Origin of the sequence: Roseateles subflavus, from assembly GCF_030285365.1 — a bacterium.
In the GTDB taxonomy this organism is placed as follows: Bacteria; Pseudomonadota; Gammaproteobacteria; order Burkholderiales; family Burkholderiaceae_C; genus Roseateles_B; species Roseateles_B subflavus.
This window is the reverse complement of the sequence record NZ_JASVDS010000002.1, coordinates 145,162-164,508: the sequence shown is the minus strand read 5'-3', so window position 1 is coordinate 164,508 and position 19,347 is coordinate 145,162. Positions and strand designations below refer to the sequence as shown.

Genomic DNA, 19,347 nt, shown 5'->3' with positions numbered 1-19,347 from the left:
CGACGCCTTCAACGCCATCAAGAGGGTCTACAAGCCACAGCGTTCAAGCGTCGACAGTCCCAACAGCTCAAAGGCTTCCAGGGAAGCCGTGGCGATTCGTCCGGGCGTTGAGCTGGGTCGGTGACGGACGGATCGCGTCTGCGACGCCCTTGTAGGTGGCTGCAGACGTCAATGCCGTCACTCAGGTCCGGGCCCTGGATGACCAGCACCTTGCCGTCCCGATGAGGCGACAGAAGGCCGAGCAGGGCCCGCCTTGCCCCCTCCTAGCCGAGACATCAGGCGGCCCATCATCGCCCGTGGCCGCCGACTCCAAGCTGACGGAGGTGATGGCGCTGCAGAAGGCCAGATCCACCGCGCGCAAGCCGCACGTGCATCGTTGCTACCTGTAGGAGCTGGCAGGGCGCGCGTCGGAGATCGCCCCATAGACTGCGAGCCGTTGCGACGCTAGCCACCCGCGAGGCTCGCCGTCGGAACGCCATGGCCCCAAGGCTCAACCTCACGAAGCCGGGCCATCTGTCTAACAGGGAGAACACTCAATGAAATCCATCATGGCGCTGCTCAGCGCTGTCTGGCTGTGCGCGCATGGCGCTGCACTGGCCCAAAGTGCCCCCGCGTCGGCGGCATCGGCCCCGACGGCAGCTTCACCCGCCGGCAAACCGACCTTGACACCACCCAAGCCGGGCAGCGACCGACAAGCCAAGTCCGAGGAAAGCGGGCCCGACAACTGCCCGCGGGGGCCAGACGGCGAAGAGGAGTGCACGGTGGTGGTCAATGGCACCAGCAGGGGTGCTGGCGGCGGGATCGGCGGCGGCGGAAGTACCGGCGGCCCGCAGACCTGTGGGTCGAGCAAGGTGCTGCAGGCGGCGCCGTGTACGCCGGATACGCCAGGGGCAGGGGGGGGAGACTCCGACTGTCCCGACGCCCACCACGAAACTGCAGCGCTGCCAGAACTCAAAGGCCCAATGCATCGATGATGCCGCCGTCCTCCGTGATGCAGATTTCAAGGCGTGTGAAAAGCAACTTGGAACATTCAAGCAAATGGCATGCAATGAAGGGGTGATGTTTAGATATCAGAAGACGCGAGATGAAGCGTGTGTGGCCGCCTATGCCAGCTGCATGGTGAACCCATGATTTTCTGACGAAACGGACCGAGTGTATCTATTCACGTTCAGATCCTGATGCGCACTGGGCCGCCCCACTTCGATCTGCACCCATTGGACATCTCCTCCGGAAAACACATGAACCTTTGAGAGCATTTAGCATGTTGCGCTGGCTACTTTGCGTCATGATGGTGCTTGCCACTGTGATCGCCTCGATCAAATATTGGGGCGACGCGGGTCTGCGTCCCGAAAACTCAAGGGTGGAAGACAAGAATCGCCCTGGCGATGCCTCAGCAATAAGTGAGACGCCAATACTGGTCCCGGCGATACGCGCCTCCGGGCAGGCGCCTCGAATTGCAGATACTCTACGCCCGGAGTCTAAAAACGCAGGCGATCGCTCCGCATCGATTCGCTCAAAGCTACTCAATAGCGTTTCTGGATTGGCAGGTGAAATTCAGCTGGCAAAATCATCCCGAAACCCTGCAGACTCTTTTGCCTTGGCTGCAATCATCGCCCAATGTGACGGCATGGAGAGTTCGATGGCTGCGAACTATCGGCGCCTGCATGGCAGCATGGGGGCTACGCCGCTCGCCGATGCCTATAAGCAGAACCTGGAAGAGGATCAGAAATTGCTTCAGCAGTGTCAGTCACTTGGAGGGAACCTGCGGCAGACTCGGATAGATCTGCTGAAAATCGCCGTTGATGGTGGGGTCGCAAAAGCTGCAGCCCTCTATATCTCGATAGTCGATATGTCGAAGGCTCCTGAGCCTGAGGTGGCCACCGTCTTCAACCAAGCCCTTCTCGATGCAAGAAACGGTGACGTGACAGCGGCTTGGCTGGTCGCATCGGAGCCCTTGAATCCAATCAGTATCCAGGAGCGCTCCGCAATCTACGCCGCCTTGCAAATGCTGGCTAGCGATCCTGCGGCTGGTGATATCGTCAAGAGATATCTAGAGATAGGGGCAAAACTAGACCTGAAGGCCGTCGAAAATTTCGACGAAAGCGACAAGAAGAGCGTGGAGCTCAGAGACAGATATATTGCAGCCATCAAGTCCAGAATAATGCGGGCTGCTTGAATCCGGTCCTGGAGGATCGAAGAGCATGCAGGCGCGAAGATACTTGCAATCAATGAACAAGTTCCTCGCCGTCGTTCCTGCCTGCAGCGTCTTGGCGCTGGTTCTCAGCGGCCCATGACCGATGGGCCGGCCATGGGTTTCTCCGGTGTCACCAGAGGCGATACCGCAGCGGACTCATCAGCCAGCCCGAATCTGCGCGTCGGGTTGTCGAACTCGACCATGAACGCTAGCGTTCTCATCGCGAGTGCCCATTGACAAAAAAACAGCCCCGGATCACCGGGGCTGCTTCATAGCCAAAGCGTTTGAATTCTGAAAGATCCGTTCCTTCGTCTGACGCGCGCGGCATTGAACGCCACCCGCCACCTTCGACTCAGGGGTCCAGAACTTTCAGGTGGTGGGGCCGCGCACCTCTCACCCGCACTGCCCCACATACCCGCAAGCGGTGCAGAAGTCGCAGCCGTCCTTGTGGATCATGGTCGCGTTGCCGCATTCCGGGCAGGGCTTGCCGGCCATGGCCGGGATGCTGTTGGCGCCGCCGGCGAGCTTGGGCGCCGGGGCCTGCAGCAGGCCCATCTCGACGAGCGGCATGCCCTGCTCGTCGAGGATGCCCAGCATGGCATAGCGATGGATCACGAGGCGGGCCACATAGGCGACGGTCGACGGCCAGATCTGCTGGCGGCGCTCGCCGCTGAGCGTCGGCACCGGCGCCATGAAGTGGCCCAGGGGCTCACCCACGTTCAGCAGCTTGCGCAGCTTCATGCCGATCCAGGCCGGGTCCATCACACGCATGTCGAGGGACAGCAGGCGGGCCATGCCGTCGAGCGCCTTCGGATAGTTGCCCGAGAAGCCCATGGCACAGGGGCGGGTGATATGGCCGCCGTCCGGCGTGGGCAGCGTCACTTCCTTCAGCGTGAGGGTGAACTGCTCGCCAGTGGCGGGGTTCTCGACGTCCACGGCCCAGGCCAGGGTGCCCATGGTGCTGGTGCGGGGCTCCTCGCGGCTGAACATGGCGTCCAGCACGGGCGTCGGGCCACCTTCCTGCAGGGCGCCGAGCTGCTCGCAGCGCCAGCGGATGACGGCCGCCGTCGCGGCGACGACGCCGGGGAACAGGCGGCGCTCGCCGCCCGGAGGCACGGGCATCTCGAAGGCGCGCTCCTCGGCCACGGTGGCCAGGGCGTCGAGCTTCAGGCGCAGCCACGCGGCGTCATTCGTGCGCAGGTCCATGGACAGCGTCTTGGCCACGGCGGACAGGCCGCGCGGCTGCTCGGCGCCGTTCACCCACACCTCGAAGGGCAGGTTCTTGCCGAAGAGGCCGGCATCCGGCCCTTCCGCCGGCAGCTCGCCCACGAAAAGCGCGAAGTCGCCGTGCGGGTGGCGGATCATGTAGCTCCAGGCCGGGTTGCCATTGGGCAGCTCGGGGCGGCTCGGCCAGCGCAGCGAGGCCAACACGGCATTGGGCAGGCGCTCCAGGCGCAGGCGACGGTTGGTGCCGTCCTCCTCGGACACGGGCTTGAGGGGCTCCGGCGTGGCCGTGGGTTCGACGCTCAGCACTGAGCCGAGCACACTGTTGGGCCGGTAGGTGGCCAGGCCTTTGAGCCCGCTCTTCCAGGCCTGCGTGTAGAGGTCCTGGAATTCGGCGTAGGGGTAGTCGGCCGGCACGTTCACCGTCTTGGAGATGGCCGTGTCCACATAGGGCGCCACGGCCGCCACCATGGAGGCGTGATCCGACGCGGACAGCTCCAGCGCCGTCACGAAGGCATCCGACAGCGGGGCATCCTTGCCGAAGAGATGGCGGTACAGGCGCCAGGCGTGGTCCTCGACGGCGTATTCCTTGAAGCTGCCGTCGGGCATGCGCTTCTTGCGGGTGTAGCTCCAGCTGAAGGCCGGCTCGATGCCGTTGGAGGCGTTGTCGGCGAAGGCCAGGCTGATGGTGCCGGTGGGCGCGATGGACAGCAGGTGCGAGTTGCGCAGGCCCTGGGCGCGGATCTTGTCCTTCAGCCCTTGCGGCAGGCGCGAGGCGAAGTTGCCGCCGGAGAGGTACAGATCGGCATTGAACAGCGGGAAGGCGCCGCGCTCGACGGCGAGGTCGGCGCTGGCGTCATAGGCGGCATTGCGCATGACTTCGCTGATGCGGCGGGCCATCTCGCGTGCGGCCTCGGTGTCATAGCGCAGGTTGAGCATGACCAGGGTGTCCCCCAGGCCCGTGAAGCCCAGGCCCACGCGGCGCTTGTTGCTGGCCTCATGCGCCTGCGCGGGCAGCGGCCAGGGGGTCACGTCCAGGACGTTGTCCAGCATGCGCGTGGCCGTGCGGCAGACCTCGGCGAAACCTTCCTCGTCGAAGCGGGCACCGGGGCCGAAGGCGTCCTGCACGAAAAGCGTGAGGTTCACCGACCCCAGGCAGCAGCAGCCGTAGGGCGGCAGCGGCTGCTCGGCGCAGGGGTTGGTGGCGTCGATGCGCTCGCAGTAGTAGAGGTTGTTGTCGTTGTTGATGCGGTCCAGGAAGAGCACGCCCGGCTCGGCGTGGTCGTAGGTGGATCGCATGACCTGGTCCCACAGCTCGCGGGCGCGCAAGCGGCGGTAGACCCACAGGCCATCACCGCGCTGGTAGGCGCCGGCCTTCTTGAGCTTCTTGCCGGGCTCGGCCTTGTGCGTGAGCTCGACCTCGGCGTCGGACTCGACAGCCTCCATGAAGGCGTCGGTCACGCCGATGGAGATGTTGAAGTTGCGCAGGTCGCCCTGGTCCTTGGCGTGGATGAACTCCTCGATGTCCGGATGGTCGCAGCGCAGCACGCCCATCTGCGCGCCGCGGCGGGCGCCGGCGGACTCGACGGTCTCGCAGGAGCGGTCGAAGACGCGCATGTAGCTCACGGGGCCGGAGGCGCTGCTCTGCGTCGAGCCCACCCAGGCGCCCTTGGGACGGATGCGCGAGAAGTCATAGCCCACGCCGCCACCGCGGCGCATGGTCTCGGCGGCTTCGGTCAGGGCGGTGTAGATGCCGGGCACGCCGTCATCGGCCAGGGCGATGGAGTCCCCCACCGGCTGCACGAAGCAGTTGATCAGCGTGGCGCTGAGCTCGGTGCCGGCGGCGGAGTTGATGCGGCCGGCCGGCACGAAGCCGCGGCGCTGGGCCTCCAGGAACTTCGCTTCCCAGTGGGCGCGCGCCTCCGGCAGCTCGGCTTCGGCCAGGGCACGGGCCACGCGGGCGCGCAGCTCGTCCAGCGTCTGCTCCTCGCCCTTGGCGTATTTCTCCAGCAGCACCTCGGCGCTGATGTCCTGGGCCGGCAGCGACGCGGCGGCGGCCAGGGGCACGAGGGAGGTGGTGGGCAGGTCGAGGGAAGCCTGGTTGGGCGGGGGCATGGAATCTCTCCGGATTTCTGATCGTCGATCGTTGGAATGTGGCAGCGAATGCTCGTCGCAGGGGCTGCATCGGGTTTTGACCCTGGTCACTGAGCATGCATCCCGCCACCGGGCCGGGCAAGCCCCAAAAAGTGCTTGTGAGTGACCACTAGCGCGGTGTGCGTTGCCGGCCCGGCGCTCATCGAAAACCCCGAGGATGGAGGACTTGACGGCAGGGGTTCACCGGGGCGCCGGCAAAGCCCTGTGCAATATCCGGTGCAAGGCGAGCCGATATGCCAAACGCCGACCTGACGCATACCGCACGGGCGGCGCCAGATGCAGCGGCGGCTGCCCCGGCGACGCCGGCCGGGGGCGGTCTGGGGGTCAGAACGGGTTGTAGGACTTCTCGCGGCGGTAGTGGACATAGCCCACGCTGGCGCCCGTGCGCAGGCCCACCCCCAGGCGGATCGGCGCCAGGGTGATGCCATTGAGGCGCTGGTAGTTGATGCCGGCGCCGCCGATGTAGTAAAGGCTGCCGTCCACGCCCGGGAAGCGCTGGAAGATGGCGGCGGTGCTGGGCAGGTGGTAGCACAGCGTGAAGACCTTGGAGGCATTGGCCCCGAAGTCGAAGCCGATGGACGGGCCGGCCCAGTAGACCCGGGCGCTGCCACCGCCCTTCATCACGAGCTGGCCATCGCCGTAGCGCAGGCCCACGGTGACGGCCGCGCCGGCCTCCTCGCCCTTGACGTAGGCATTGGGCCGCCCCTGCTCCTTGAAGGCCTTCTCGATGACCTTGGCCAGGCCTTCCGTGGTGCTGCCGAAGAAGTCGGTGGCGGCCTTCAGGATGGAGTCCTCGTCATAGGTGTCCTCCTTCCTGTCGGCGGCCAGCGCAAGGCCGGGCACCAGCAGGCCGGCCCCCAGAGCGCTAAGCCCCTGGAGGGCGTCGCGGCGGGGCATTGCGGGCAGGTCCTGCGGCAGGCGGGGGAGTCGGTGATTCGTCATGAGGGCCTCCTCTGGGGGTCGGGGATGCGCAACAATAGCGCAGTCTGAAGCGCCGGGAAAACCATCAGCCGTGCTCCATACAAACCGTGACAAAGCACCAGCGTCGGCACTCCCGGCCCGGCAAGACGCGCACCTACACTTCCGTGCACAAAAGTACAGGAGAGAGGGCGCCAGATGTCTGGAGGACCACTGCTTGCCGAGCGAGCGACCACCATTCCCCCGGTCGCGCCCTCGGCCCCCCCACCGCGCGGACGCACCATGAACGCAGACATGCCCAAGCTGGCCCTGGCGCTGGAATATGCGGACATCGCTGCCGGCCTCTACATCGACGGCGGCAGCGACCACGCGGCGCGCCTGCTGGCCGGCGCGGCGGAAAAGCTGCTGGGGGACCTCGGCCGGCTGATCCTGTCCCTGCCGCCCAAGGACGAGGTGCAGCACCTGCTGACCGAGATTGCCCTGGGCCACGAGGCGCCGGAGGAACTGCCGTACAGCCATGGCGGCTCGCGCAGCCGCCAGCCATCGCTGGACCGCGTCAGCGAGCTCGGCGCCCTGCTGGACAACGAGGCCCGCCAGGAGACCAGCGCCCTGCTGCGTGCCTGCTGGTTCACGCTCGAGTCCCTGGGGCTGGAGGCCGTCGCCCCCAACCGCCTGCAGGAAGCCATTGAAATGAGCACGATCTACGCCCAGGACTATTGATCCGGCCGCAGGCGCGGTGGGCGTGCCCTGCTAGCATCGAACGATCACCGTCCCACGATCGGAGTCCACCATGGACAAGCCCCAGGAACGCCGCCAGTTCGCCCGCGTCAGTTTCGACGCGCCCGCGGAGCTGATCACCGTGGATACGCGGCTCCACGTGAGCGTGCTGGACCTGTCGCTGAAAGGAGCTCTGCTGAAGCTCCCCGCCGCCGCGAGCGTCACCATGGGCGAACCCTGCCTGCTGTGCATCCGCCTCGACGGCGCCGAGCAGCGCATCATGATGGGCGCCGAGGTCGCGCACCTGGATGGCGAGCGCGCCGGGCTGATCCTGCGCAGCATCGACATCGAGAGCGTCACGCACCTGCGCCGGCTCATCGAGGTCAACCTCGGCGAGGCCTACCTGCTCGAGCGCGAACTCAAGGCGCTGCTGGCGGCCTGAGCCCCACGTCGATCCCACGCCGCCCCATGCCGGTGCTTCAGGGCTCCTGCCTCTGCCAGGGGGTGCGCTACACCCTCGCCAGTCCGCCGCGCTTCATCAATCTGTGCCACTGCAGCCTGTGCCGGAAGCTCAGCGGCAGCGCCTTCGGCAGCTTCCTGCATGCCGACGGCCGTGGCCTGCGATGGCTGGCCGGCGAAGCGCTCGTGCGACGCTACGAGTCGTCGCCCGGCAACTGGCGGGCCTTCTGCACCGCCTGCGGCAGCCTCCTGCCCGTGCTGGAAGACGGGGGGCGCCATGCCATCATCCCGGCGGGCACCCTCGACGACGACCCGGGCCTGCAGCCCCTGGTGCACATCCATTGCGCATCCAAGGCCCCCTGGTACGACCTGCCCGCGGACGGCCTTCCACGCTTTGACGCCTTCCCGCCGCCCACCTTCTGGCCCGCCGGACCGGACGACGATCCCGCCGCCTGAGCTCACTCCAGGATGAAGCGCCGCAGCCGCTCGAAGGCGGCCCGCGGGTCATCGCGCCACACACCGTGGCCGCAGCCGGGGAAGCGGGCGAGCTGCATGCAGCGCGAGGGCAGCGCCGCGGCGATTTCCAGGGCGTCCTCGATCGGGCAGACGGGATCGTCCTCGCCCACCATCACCAGCACCGGACAGCGCGCACGGCTCAGGCCCGGCAGCAGCCGCATCTCCTGCTTCTCGCCGCGCACGAAGTGCAGGAGGATGTCCAGCTTTAGCAGCGTGCGCTGGGCCGCGGCGGGGTCGGTCTGCGGCGTGGCGGTGTAGAGGTCCCGGCACGCTTCCCAGTAGGCTGCGAAGCTCAGGGGCGTGGGCTCGGTCCAGAACGCGCGGACCTTCTCGCGCACGGCGTCCCGCACCGGTGCGGGCGCGCGGCGGGCAAATCCCTTGATCTTGCGTTCCAGCCCCGTGTGGTGCGAGGTGCTGGACAGGATCACCTTGCCCGGATGCTCCGGGTGGCGCTCGAGGTAGCGCTGCGCGACGAAGCCGCCAAAGCTCTGGCCCAGCACGATGGGCTTGACGATGCCCAGCGCGTCGCACAGCCGCACGACGTCATCGGCCCAGGTGTCCAGCGTCCATTCGCTCGCCGGACGGGGGTCGCTGCGGCCGTGGCCGCGGTGGTCGTAATAGACGATCTGCGCCACGTCCGCCAGCGCGCTGAACGCCGGCTTGAACGAGCTGTGGTCGAAGCCCGGCCCGCCATGCAGCAGGAGCAGCGTCGGCTTCTCCCGCATCCCGGCACCCTCGGGCACCAGGCCCTCACCCTCGATGTCCACGAACAGCCGGACACCGGGCTCAATCTCGATTCTCATGGTTCTCCTACTCCTGCGGGGGCGGGAGTCTATGCAAGTTCCGGGCGGTCAGACGGTGGTCATGCCGCAATTGCCGCGGCTCTTACATCTTCTTGCATTCCGCCCCGGGCCCTCTCATGGTTGATACCAAGCCGCGGCTGTCGCCTGGATGACGCTGCCGCGGCCCGCGCTGACCACAATGCGCGCAGGCCCCGCCCCGATGACAGCCCCCGAGGAAACCCCGATGAGCACGACGGATCCCCAAGCACCCCGCGTCCACTACCGCATCTGCCCCCTGTGCGAGGCCTGCTGCGGCCTGGAGGTGCAGACGTCCGGCGATCGCGTGGTGAGCATCCGAGGCGCCCAGGACGACCCCTTCAGCCACGGCTTTCTCTGCCCCAAGGGTGTGTCGCTGAAGGACCTGCATGAGGACCCCGACCGCCTGCGCCAGCCGCTGATCCGGCGCAACGGCCGTCACGAGCCCATCGGCTGGGACGAGGCCTTCGAAGAGATCGAGCGCCGGCTGCAGCCCCTCATCCAGGCCCACGGGCCGGATGCGGTCGCCCTGAGCTTCGGCAACCCGGCCGCGCACAAGGTGGGCCTGCTCGCCTACACACCTCGCCTGGCGCGCGCGCTGGGCACGCGCAACGTCTTCTCGGCCTCGACGCTGGACCAGATGCCCAAGCAGCTCTCCAGCGCCCTGATGTACGGGCACTGGCTGAGCATTCCGGTGCCGGACCTGCCTCGCACGGACCTGCTTGTGGTGCTGGGCGCGAACCCGATGGTCAGCAACGGCAGCCTGTGGACGGTGCCGGATTTCCGCGGCAAGGCCCGCGCCCTGCGCGAGCGCGGCGGCCGGCTGATCGTGATCGACCCGCGACGCACCGAGACCGCGGCCGTGGCCGACGAACACCATTTCATCCGCCCGGGCAGCGATGTGTGGCTGCTGCTGGGTCTCGTCCACACGCTCTTTGACGAAGACCTGGTGCGCACCGGCGCCCTGGGCCCATGGATCGAGGGGCTGGATGCCGTGCGGGCCGCCGTCACGGCCTACCCGCCTGAATCCACCGCCGCCCATTGCGGCATTCCCGCCGCCGAGCAGCGCCGCCTCGCGCGCCTGCTGGCCACCACCCCGCGCGCCTCGCTCTATGCCCGCATCGGCAGCTGCACGCAACGCCACGGCACGCTCAACAGCTGGCTGGTGGACGTGATCAACATCCTATGCGGCCAGCTGGACCGGCCCGGCGGCGCGATGTTCCCCAAGGCCGCGGCCTTTGCCGTCAACACGCAGGGGCGGCCAGGCAGCGGCCGGGGCGTGACCGTGGGACGGCGCAGGAGCCGGGTCAGCGGCGCGCCGGAGGTCTTCGGCGAGCTGCCGATGGTGTGCCTGGCCGAGGAGATCGAGACGCCCGGCGAAGGCCAGGTGCGCGCGCTGATCACTGTGGCCAGCAATCCCGTGCTCTCGGCGCCCAATGGCCCCCGCCTGGCGCGCGCGCTCGACGGTCTCGACTTCATGCTGAGCCTGGACATCTACCTGAATGAGACCTCGCGCCACGCCGACCTCATCCTGCCGGCGCCCTCCCCGCTCGAGGATCTGCACTACGACATCGCCTTCGGCCAGCTCTCCTGGCGCAACCACGCGCGCTACAGCGAGCCGGTGTTCCCGCCGCCCGCCGGCATGCCCGAGGAATGGGAGACGCTCACGCGGCTGGCCGCGCTCGTGAGCGGCGCGGACTGGCGTCAGGACGCCGCGGACCTCGACACCGCCGCGCTGCGCCAGGAGCTGCGCCACCAGCTCAAGGACGGCGACGGCGCACAGACCGAGGCGCTGCTCGGCGCCCTCGCCCCGCGCGTGGGCCCGGCCCGCCTGGTCGATCTCGCCCTGCGGGGCGGCCCCTATGGCGACCAGTTCGGCGCGCGGCCCGACGGGCTCACGCTGGATCGCGTGCAGGCCGCGCCGCATGGCCTGGACCTCGGCGAGCTGCAGCCCCGCATGCCCGAGCTGCTGCGCACGCCCTCCGGCCGCATCGAGCTGGCCCCCGCGCCCTTCCTCGACGCGTTGGCCGCGTTGCCCGCGCAGCAGCCACCGTCCGCGGCCGCGGGCGAGCTGCTGCTCATCGGGCGGCGTGACCTGCGATCAGGCAACAGCTGGATGCACAACCTGCCCGTGCTCGCCAAGGGGCCGGACCGCAGCGCGCTGATCGTGCATCCCGAGGACGCCCGCCAGCGCGGCCTGCGCGACGGCGAGCGCGCCCAGCTGCGCAATGCGGCTGGCGCCACGCTGGAGGTGCTGCTGCATTGCAGCGATGAGATGATGCCCGGCGTGGCCAGCCTGCCTCACGGCTGGGGCCATGAGCTGCCCGGCACGCAGCTGAGCGTCGCCCGGCTGCGGCCCGGCGCCAACCTCAACGCGCTGCTGGACGACGGCGTGCGGGATCCGCTCTCGGGCAACGCCGTGCTGTCCGGGCAGCCCGTGACGCTGGCGGCGCTGCCGGCCTGAGTCAGCGGCAGACATGAAAAGGACCGGCCACCGCGCGAGGCGGTGCCGGTCATGAAGCCGGCGATCGCAAGGATCACGCCGGGGAGGAGAAGATCGGTCCTCGCTCAGAACTTGTAGCTGGCCCCCAGGCTGACGGTCCGCGGCGCGCCGTAGAAGCCCGTCAGCACGCCCAGTGCGGCGATGTTGTAGCCGTCGGTGCGGTAGGCCTTGTTCGTGAGATTGCTGGCCTGCAGCGAGAAGCTCAGGCGCTCGTCGCGCTCCCAGATCAGGCCGGCGTTGACCAGCGCGTAAGCGTCCTGCGCAATGGCCTCGCTCAGGTCCGTCGTCGGATAGACCTTGGTGCGGTAGCTGACGCCCACCCGCGTGCGCAGCGTGCCACTGCCCATCGGCGTGCGGTGCTCGACGTTGAGCGCCGCCTGGAACTTCGGTGCGTTGGTGAACTTCTTCTGGTCCGCGACGTTCACGCCCTTGTCCAGGTACTCGTCATAGCGCGCATGGAGTGCCGAGGCATTGCCGCTGATCGTCCAGCGGCTGCTCGGGCGCCAGGCGATTTCCACCTCGGCGCCGTCCACCGTCGCGCGGCCGGCGTTGGTGAAGTCGCCGAAGAAGCCCGGCGTGCCATTGGCCTGGGTGTAGGACGTGAAGACCGAGAGCTGCACGTTCTTGTACTTGTTGTGGAAGACCGCCGTGTTGAGCTCGAGCCGGCCGTCGTCCAGCAGCATCTTGGCGCCGCCCTCGATGGAATCGAGCACCTCGTCCTCGAAGGGCTTGCTGGAGATGGGCACCGCCGCGGTGTTGGCGCGGATGTTGAAGCCGCCGGACTTGAAGCCGCGCGAGGCACTGGCGTAGAGCGAGGTCGTGCGCGAGAGCTTGTAGTCGAGCGAGACCTTGGGCGAGGTGTTGCTGACCTCGCGGGTCTTGTCGAAGTCGGCCAGCGTCGCGATGGGCTTGGTGAAGGTGGCGTCGCTGAAGGCCTGGTTCAGCACCACGGCGCGCTTGCTCTCCTTGGTGTAGCGCACACCGGCGCTCAGGCTGAAGCCCTGGGCCAGGCGCCAGCTCCAGTCGGCATAGGCCGCCTTGCCACGGGTGGTCACCGTGCCGTTGGTCGTGCCAAAGGACAGGTTGAAGAAGTTGTTCGAGACCTTGCCGCCGGCCTCGCCGTTGAAGGCATAGACGCCCATCACGCCGGAGGAGTCGCTGCCATCGAAGGCCAGTTGCGCCTCGGCGCTGTTCTGCGTGTCCTGGTAGATCGCCAGCACATCGGCGATCTTGGCGGGCAGGCCGTCGAAGTCGATGCCGGTGCTGGTGTCGTTGCTGCGATGGGCGGCGATGAACTTGGCCGTCCAGCGCGAGTCCACGGTCCAGTTCAGCGTCAGCGCACTGCCGCCGGTCTCGGTGCGGTTGCGGTTGGGCATGCCGCTGGCGATGTCGTAGCGGCTCTCGCCCACCGGCGTCTTGGCCGGGTCGAACTTGTTGACGTCCAGGCGCTGGAAGCCGCGCATATTGGACTCGTCGAAGGTCTTGTCGGTGCTGAACTGGACGCTGAAGGGCTGGCCGTTCGGATAGAAGCCGAGGGTCAGGCGGCCGGCGCGCGTCTTCTGGTTGCTGACGTCGCTGCCGTCGGTGGTGTTCTTGCCGTAGCCGTCGCGGTTGAGCGTGGCGAGGGCCAGCCGTGCGCGGAACTGCCCGTCGGCGCTGGCGCCTCCCACTGAGCCCTTGACGTCCGCCTGCCCGTAGCTGCCGATGGTCACGCTGGCGCCGCCCTCGGTCTTGGTGCCGAGGGGCCGGGACACATATTTCACCGCGCCGCCGATGGTGTTCTTGCCATACAGCGTGCCCTGCGGGCCGCGCAGCACCTCGATGCGCTGCGTGTCGAACACGTCGAGCAGCGCACCCTGCGGGCGGGCCACATAGACGTCGTCGAGGTAGATGCCCACGCCCGGGTCCACGCCCCACAGCGGATCGGCCTGGCCCACGCCGCGGATGAAGGTGGTGATGGTGGAGTTGCTGCCGCGCGCGGCGTAGATCGTCAGGTTGGGGACCTGGGACTGCAGGTCACCGAGGTTGCGGATGTTGAGGCTCTCCAGGGCGCCGGCACCGAAGGCCGTCACGGCGACGGGCACATCCTGCAGCGTCTCCTCGCGGCGGCGGGCAGTGACGGTCACGGCCTCCAGCTTCTGCTTGTCGGCGCCGGGCTGGGCGTCCTCGGCGGCGGCGGCCGGCGCCGGTGCAGGATCGGCCCAAACGGGCATCGAGGCGGCCGAGGCCGCGAAGGCCGCCAGCAGGGCCAGGGTCAGCGGCGTGCGGCGCTGGGCCGCGCCGGGCGTGGCAGCGGCAAGAGAGGTCAGGGTCATGCGTTGTCTCCGTGATTCTTTGAGGTGTCGACGCGGACGTCGCCCCAGCGGAGTGCAAGTGCCATGCCCAGACCGGTGCCTGCTGCCTTTTCTACGTGCAAACCATGAGGCGCGGGCGCCCACACCGCCCCGGCGTCGCCCAGGCGGCCCCACCGGGCGCCCCCCGGCGTTCTGGCAGCGCCGGGTGCTGTCTGTTTGTCGAGCAGCGCACAACGCCGCCCTGTACGACGTTCAGGCAATGACTGAATGTCGGACAGCGTCCGTCCCCCGCCCGAGGCGCGTCGAGGGCGCCTCAGCCGCTCATCCGGCCGACCGCTGCCAGCCCAGCAGCCGCAGGCTCCAGCCCGTCAGCGCGATGGCCCACAGCCCGGCGGCCAGGGGCAGCACCCAAGGCGGCGCGGACATGGCCACGGCCGCCCACAGGCGCAGGGCCACGGCCAGCTGCAGGATGAGCACCCACCCTCCCAGGCCGCGATCCATGGCCACGGCGCGCCCGGCGTGGGCGCTGCTCACGCGAGTCACCTGGGCCAGCATCAGGCTCGCCAGCCCACCCGCAAAGACCGCATGCAGCGGCGCCAGGCCGAGTCCCGTACCGCCCAGCCCCCGGGCCGCCGCGGACACCGCCGACAGCCCGATCCCCACCGCCAGCCACCCGCCTCCGCACAGCATCAGGGCCATCAGCGGCAGGCCTGCCATGCGGCGCCAGCGCCAGGCTTGCGCCAGCAGCAGCGCGGCGGCCAGGGCCTCGATGCCGGCGCGCCCGAACCGCACGAACGAGGGCAGCGCCAGAGGTGTCGGCCAGACCTCCAGCAGGGCCCAGGCTCCGCCCCAGGCACAGGCCGCCAGAGCCGCCCAGAAGAGCCGGCGCTCCGGCACGGGCCAGGGGGCAAAGTCCGCAAACATCGGCACCATGCGGTGCAGGGCCATCAGGAAGATGGGCAGCAGGCTCCACCACAAGCCCCCCTGAAGCCCGAGACGGGCAATGCCGAACTGCCCGGCGAGCAGCGCCAGCCCCGTCACGCCGAGGCACATCAAGCCGACCAGCCAGGCGCCGTGCACGCCGCGCAGATGCAGGCGGTCCGGCGCGCGAGAGCTACGCAACAGCTGCCCGGCCAGGCGCCACAGCGCGCCCCAGCCCACCGCCACCCCCACCACGCCGGCGCCCGCGAGCGTCGCATTCAGGTGCAGCCCCGGCCAGGCGCAGGCCCAGCCCAGGGCCATCACGGCTGCATACCGATGCAGGCGCGTCACCGGGACGAGATCCGGCGCCACCTGCAGCCAGCGCGGCCCGGCCGTGAAGAAGAAGCCGGCGATGAACGCCGGCATGGCCCCCAGCCCGAACAGCAGCCCGTGCGCCAGCCCGGCGGGCACGGCCCAAGGCACCGCCAGGCCCTGTGCGCGTGCCAGCAGGACCGCCGCCCACCACAGGCCCGTGAGCGCCGCCAGGGCGAGTCCCAGGGCGAACAGCCGCTGATGCGGTCGCGCCCCGGGAGGCAGCTTGCGCGTCGGCGGGGCGGCGAAGGGTGTGGTTCGGGGGGGCGGAGTGCGCATGTGGGGACGGGCCAGGCGGTGATCTTGCCGCGCCTCGGCCGTCGCCGTCTTGCGCGCCAACAAGGCTGACCAGTCCGGCGGGGCAGGACGTGCTACACTCTGACTCTATACATTCGCTCAAGACCGTTTCTTCAAGGTCTTTGCAAGCGTTCCGGTTTCAGCTCTCACCGATACCGGCCCGCCCTTCAGCCTCCAGCGCCATCTCTCGGGATCCCACGGATTCCGCCCACGGGCTCCGCCCGAAGCGCCTGCCCCCAAGCGACTCGCTGGGTGGCTCAATCACCGGCTTGATCTCTCTTGCGTGTCTGTACTACCCCTCCGTGTGTCGCGGCTCGCGCGCACGGATTCCTTCTTCATTTTTGAAAGAAAACACCATGAGCAGCATCCAGAACGGCATCGTCAAGTGGTTCGACGACGGCAAGGGCTTCGGTTTCATCACCCCGGCTGACGGCAGCAAGGACCTCTTCGCCCACCACAGCGAAATCCGCAACGGCGGCGGCTTCCGCACCCTGGCAGAAGGCCAGCAGGTTGAATTCGAAGTCAAGCAAGGCCCCAAGGGCCTGCAGGCTTCGAACATCAAGCCCCTGTAAAGCTTCCTCCAGGCCTGGGAAGGCCCGGGCCATCCGCGTGGATGGCCCACACCCCCTGCCGTGATCCCTGCGGATCACGGCCCTGGCGCCCGATCTCCCTGGGCGCCCATTCCTTGAGTTCACCACGTCACGTGACCTGAACTCCCACACCATCCGCGCCAAGACGGCTCTTCCGACCCCATGACGGGGCGGCTCCCTCAAGGCGCACACCTCGAGAAGACCATGCAAAAGAACAGCATCGAGGTGGGGCGTTTCCTTGTCTCACCTTTCATCAAGACTTCCGACGACGGCGGCTTCTACGCCAGCGTCTCCATCCGCTCGGGCCACGGCTCGGCCAACCACGATCGCGTGATGCGCTTCACCCCGCGCTTCACCGGCCGCCGCCAGGCGCTGAACTATGCCCGCGCACAGGGGCAGGCCTGGGTCACCGCGCAGCAGTAACACGACCACGCCCTGCGCGCTTCGCGCCCCTCAAGGGGGCACGGCAGACGGGCCGGCCTCGCCGGCCCCGCGGCCGTCGCGCCGGGGAGAAGCCCACGAGCTTGCAGCCGTGGGCTTCTTTGTTTTGGGCGCGGCTTCCGGTCTCGTTGACCATCCATGCCCCTTCCTGCTGACCACTGGGCTTGCTTGTATGGGCTCGCACTGGTCGGGAGACGACCGTCTCGCCTAGGCTGGTGGCGGCCACTCACCACCGACTGCTTTGCGGCGCTTCACCTGTGGGCAGCGAGTCCAATGGGCTTCGCACAGCGCCGCCGCCGACCTTGAACACAGGGGTGTAGATCATGGCGGTGGCCACATCGGCGTGGCCCAGCAGTTCCTGCACCGTTCGGATGTCACGGCCGCGCTGAAGCAGATGCGTGGCGAAGCAGTGCCGAAGCGTGTGTGGCGTTGCCGGCTTGGCGATACCAGCTGCCTGCACGGCTCGCTTGAAGGCGAGCTGGAAAGTCTGGTCGAAAAGGTGATGGCGGCGCACCACGCCGCTACCCGGGTCCGTCGAGTGCACGGCCTGCGGGAACAGCCAGAACCAGGCCCATGACGCCCCGGCGCGCGGGTGCTTGCGCTCCAACGGGTGAGGTAGCTCGACGCCCGCCTTACCGGCTGCCGCATCGGCCGTCCAGATCATTCGTCCAGCGGCGAGTGGATCGCGTAGCGGGCGACAAGCGATTGCGGCAACATCAGCACTCGGTCCTTGCTGCCCTTGCCTGCCCGCACGATGAGCGCCTGGTGTGCGAAGTCGCCATCCTTGACGCGCAGTTGCAGAGCTTCGTTGATCCGCATGCCAGTGCCGTAGAGCAGGCGGGCCAGAAGGCCGAGTTCGCCAGTTAGCAGCTTCAGTACCGCCGCAAGCTCCTGGCGGCTCAACACAAGGGGCAGTCGGCGGCGCCCCCGCGGGCGCTCGATACGGGCCACCCATGGCGAATCCACGTCCAGGACCTTTGTGTAGAGGAAGAGACGGGCCGATAGCGCCTGCTTGTGCGTGGCACTGGCCACCTGGCGCTCGTCAGCTAGCCAAGCCAAGAAGGCCTCTACCTCTGGACCGCCCATGTCGCGAGGATGGCGCAGCCCGTGGAATCGAATGAAAGAGCGGCACCAGTAGACATAGATGTCCTCGGTGCTGCGGCTGTAGTGCAGATAGCGGATCCGCTCGCGCAACGGGTCCAGCAGCCGAGGAGCCGTCAGCGGCGGCAGACGGTGTGCCGAGCTGGGCCGCAGAGTTCCGCGAGACGGCATTTCGCGCGTTGGACTCGGCATGCATGCCTCCCCGCTGAAGTGAAAGCCCACCGTTGCATGCCCCGGAAGCAACTGGCACAGTCAGCGGCCTGGGAGCAGCCGATTTGTGCAAGAGTTTAATGCTGTATGGAACAACAGTCCATCCACCGATTGTGGATGCCGATCAAGGACTTGCAAGCGCACAGGCGCGGTTGGTTAAGCGGCAAGCCGCTGAGTTCTGCGGCACACCGTGCTGGATAAACCAGTAGTTAGGCCTCGCAACCTATGTCTGATGAGCAGTGGCGCCAGTTCTTCTTCATATGCAATCGCGTCCTTGGGAAGGGCGATCCAGTTGCAGAGTTCAGCGAAAGTTGGTGCGCCTGGACAACCTTCGAAAGGTTGTCTCGCGACGCTGGGTACTGGACGAGCGGTCTTCCAAACGCGGGAGACGTCCTCAAAAACTGCATTGGAGATTCAGGCGTTTGGGGCCAGCCTTTCCCCTTCCAGGAGATCGCACACCTCATCATCCCAAAGCAGTTCTACTGGGAACGTATAGAGCCAGGGTCGTTTGCAAACGGGACAAGAACTCAGGATCTTGTACGCCTTGCGCAAGCCCTCGAAGGTGCTGGTCTTCCACATCGAGTCACGGTGTCGGTTCTTGAAGTCAAGTTGTACTAAGCCAGAGCCAAGGGCTTTGCGCCGAGCGAGGCCTAACCCCTCGCTCAACCGGACCCGCAACGGCATGCCGCCTTCGGGCCTCATTTCATTCTGGCCCTTCGGCGTCCTGCCGTAGCGGGCCGGTTAGCTACAACGTTAGCCAGCATGAGTTTTCACATCTACGTCGCGCGAGACGGATTCAAGTCGAACCCGATCAGCACGTCCGATTGGATGGATGCCGCACGCCAATGTCCAAAACTTGACTTATCTGATGAGTTCAACCGATCGGGCGTACGCATCTCAGTTGCAAAGCTCAAGTCCAATCGCCGACAGCACCTGTCACTCGATCCACATGGACTCATCCACGCGCAAGATCCAACCCAAGAGCTTGTCGAGGTTATGTTCGAATTGGCTGGGCTGCTCAATGCAGGTGTGTACAGTGAAAAGCTGACGCGCTTTCAGTCAGTGGACGACTGGCGAGATCGAACCAATTCGTATCGCATGCAAAGGGGGCGTCAGCTGGCCGAAGCGCGCAAGCGTCGACGCCGCCGAATGGCTATGTATATTGCAGTCATCGCATCGTCTGTAGTTCTTGGGGGGATCATTGGAGGCCGCAATGCCGGCTAACCCGTCACTCAACCGGACCCGCAACGGCATGCCGCCTTCGGGCCTCATTTCATTCTGGCCCTTCGGCGTCCTGCCGTCGCGGGCCGCTTTGCTTCAACGTTAGGCGAGGCCACTCTCACCTCTGAGGGCGATCCCGTGGCAGAACCCAAAACCAAACCTACAGGGGCCAGCGTCGAGGAGTACCTTGCTTCCCGCGCATCGGTGGATCAACTGGCGGACTGCAAATCGTTGATATCCATGTTCGAGCGAATCACGGGGCAAGAACCCAAAATGTGGGGCGCTAGCATTGTTGGTTTCGGAGTGTATCGGTACCCCCTCGCAGGTGGGAAATCCGGCGAGTCCTGTGCCTCTGGTTTCGCAATCCGCGGGAAAGACATCGTCCTCTACCTCCTGG

At 67.3% G+C, this 19,347-nt stretch carries 15 protein-coding genes; 8 read left to right on the top strand and 7 right to left on the bottom strand.

Annotation, left to right across the window (positions count from 1 at the left end):
* Positions 1-1,261: 1,261 nt before the first annotated feature.
* Positions 1,262-2,176: a hypothetical protein gene (locus QRD43_RS06490; RefSeq protein ID WP_285981680.1), complete on the top strand. Its 915-nt coding sequence runs from the start codon at positions 1,262-1,264 to the stop codon at positions 2,174-2,176.
* Between the two features lie 411 nt (positions 2,177-2,587).
* Here QRD43_RS06490 and QRD43_RS06485 read toward each other — a convergent pair whose 3' ends face one another.
* Entirely contained in the window at positions 2,588-5,533 is a 2,946-nt protein-coding gene (locus QRD43_RS06485) for an adenosylcobalamin-dependent ribonucleoside-diphosphate reductase (RefSeq protein WP_285981679.1), read from the bottom strand.
* Positions 5,534-5,896: 363 nt separating this feature from the next.
* On the bottom strand, positions 5,897-6,514 hold the full coding sequence (locus QRD43_RS06480; protein ID WP_285981678.1) for a DUF1134 domain-containing protein: 618 nt from the start codon (positions 6,512-6,514) through the stop codon (positions 5,897-5,899).
* Between the two features lie 258 nt (positions 6,515-6,772).
* Here QRD43_RS06480 and QRD43_RS06475 point away from each other — a divergent pair, with 258 nt between their 5' ends.
* The 3 genes from QRD43_RS06475 (at position 6,773) to QRD43_RS06465 (ending at position 8,122) form a co-directional block, all read left to right on the top strand.
* Complete coding sequence (locus tag QRD43_RS06475; RefSeq protein ID WP_285981677.1) at positions 6,773-7,210, top strand: hypothetical protein; 438 nt, start codon at positions 6,773-6,775, stop codon at positions 7,208-7,210.
* A 70-nt stretch (positions 7,211-7,280) separates the two neighbouring features.
* Positions 7,281-7,649 carry a PilZ domain-containing protein gene (locus QRD43_RS06470; RefSeq protein ID WP_285981676.1) on the top strand — a complete coding sequence of 123 codons (369 nt, stop codon included), beginning with the start codon at positions 7,281-7,283 and terminating at the stop codon, positions 7,647-7,649.
* Between the two features lie 26 nt (positions 7,650-7,675).
* Positions 7,676-8,122, top strand: a complete 447-nt coding sequence (locus QRD43_RS06465) for a GFA family protein (RefSeq protein WP_285981675.1) — start codon at positions 7,676-7,678, stop codon at positions 8,120-8,122.
* 2 nt (positions 8,123-8,124) lie between these two features.
* Here the strand turns inward: QRD43_RS06465 and QRD43_RS06460 are convergent, their stop codons facing one another.
* The gene (locus tag QRD43_RS06460; protein WP_285981674.1) at positions 8,125-8,985 is read right to left on the bottom strand and encodes an alpha/beta fold hydrolase; all 861 of its coding nucleotides are present in this window, start codon (positions 8,983-8,985) and stop codon (positions 8,125-8,127) included.
* A 223-nt stretch (positions 8,986-9,208) separates the two neighbouring features.
* Between QRD43_RS06460 and QRD43_RS06455 the strand changes: the two genes are divergently transcribed.
* A complete protein-coding gene (locus QRD43_RS06455; RefSeq protein ID WP_285981673.1) occupies positions 9,209-11,464 on the top strand; it encodes a molybdopterin-dependent oxidoreductase in 2,256 nt (751 codons plus the stop codon).
* Between the two features lie 104 nt (positions 11,465-11,568).
* Here the strand turns inward: QRD43_RS06455 and QRD43_RS06450 are convergent, their stop codons facing one another.
* Both QRD43_RS06450 and QRD43_RS06445 read right to left on the bottom strand, forming a co-directional pair.
* The gene (locus QRD43_RS06450) at positions 11,569-13,818 is read right to left on the bottom strand and encodes a TonB-dependent receptor (protein WP_285981672.1); all 2,250 of its coding nucleotides are present in this window, start codon (positions 13,816-13,818) and stop codon (positions 11,569-11,571) included.
* A 300-nt stretch (positions 13,819-14,118) separates the two neighbouring features.
* A complete protein-coding gene (locus QRD43_RS06445) occupies positions 14,119-15,369 on the bottom strand; it encodes an NnrS family protein (RefSeq protein WP_285981671.1) in 1,251 nt (416 codons plus the stop codon).
* A 383-nt stretch (positions 15,370-15,752) separates the two neighbouring features.
* Here QRD43_RS06445 and QRD43_RS06440 point away from each other — a divergent pair, with 383 nt between their 5' ends.
* Complete coding sequence (locus tag QRD43_RS06440) at positions 15,753-15,959, top strand: cold-shock protein (protein ID WP_285982487.1); 207 nt, start codon at positions 15,753-15,755, stop codon at positions 15,957-15,959.
* Between the two features lie 222 nt (positions 15,960-16,181).
* A complete protein-coding gene (locus tag QRD43_RS06435) occupies positions 16,182-16,400 on the top strand; it encodes a hypothetical protein (protein ID WP_285981670.1) in 219 nt (72 codons plus the stop codon).
* A gap of 244 nt (positions 16,401-16,644) precedes the next feature.
* Here the strand turns inward: QRD43_RS06435 and QRD43_RS22730 are convergent, their stop codons facing one another.
* Entirely contained in the window at positions 16,645-17,082 is a 438-nt protein-coding gene (locus QRD43_RS22730; protein WP_434063834.1) for a tyrosine-type recombinase/integrase, read from the bottom strand.
* Positions 17,079-17,711, bottom strand: coding sequence for a phage integrase N-terminal SAM-like domain-containing protein (locus QRD43_RS22725; protein WP_434063833.1), 633 nt, complete (start codon positions 17,709-17,711; stop codon positions 17,079-17,081). Before QRD43_RS22725 ends, QRD43_RS22730 begins: the two co-directional genes overlap by 4 nt.
* Before the next feature lie 780 nt (positions 17,712-18,491).
* Between QRD43_RS22725 and QRD43_RS06425 the strand changes: the two genes are divergently transcribed.
* A complete protein-coding gene (locus tag QRD43_RS06425; RefSeq protein ID WP_285981669.1) occupies positions 18,492-18,953 on the top strand; it encodes a hypothetical protein in 462 nt (153 codons plus the stop codon).
* The last annotated feature ends 394 nt before the right edge of the window (positions 18,954-19,347 follow it).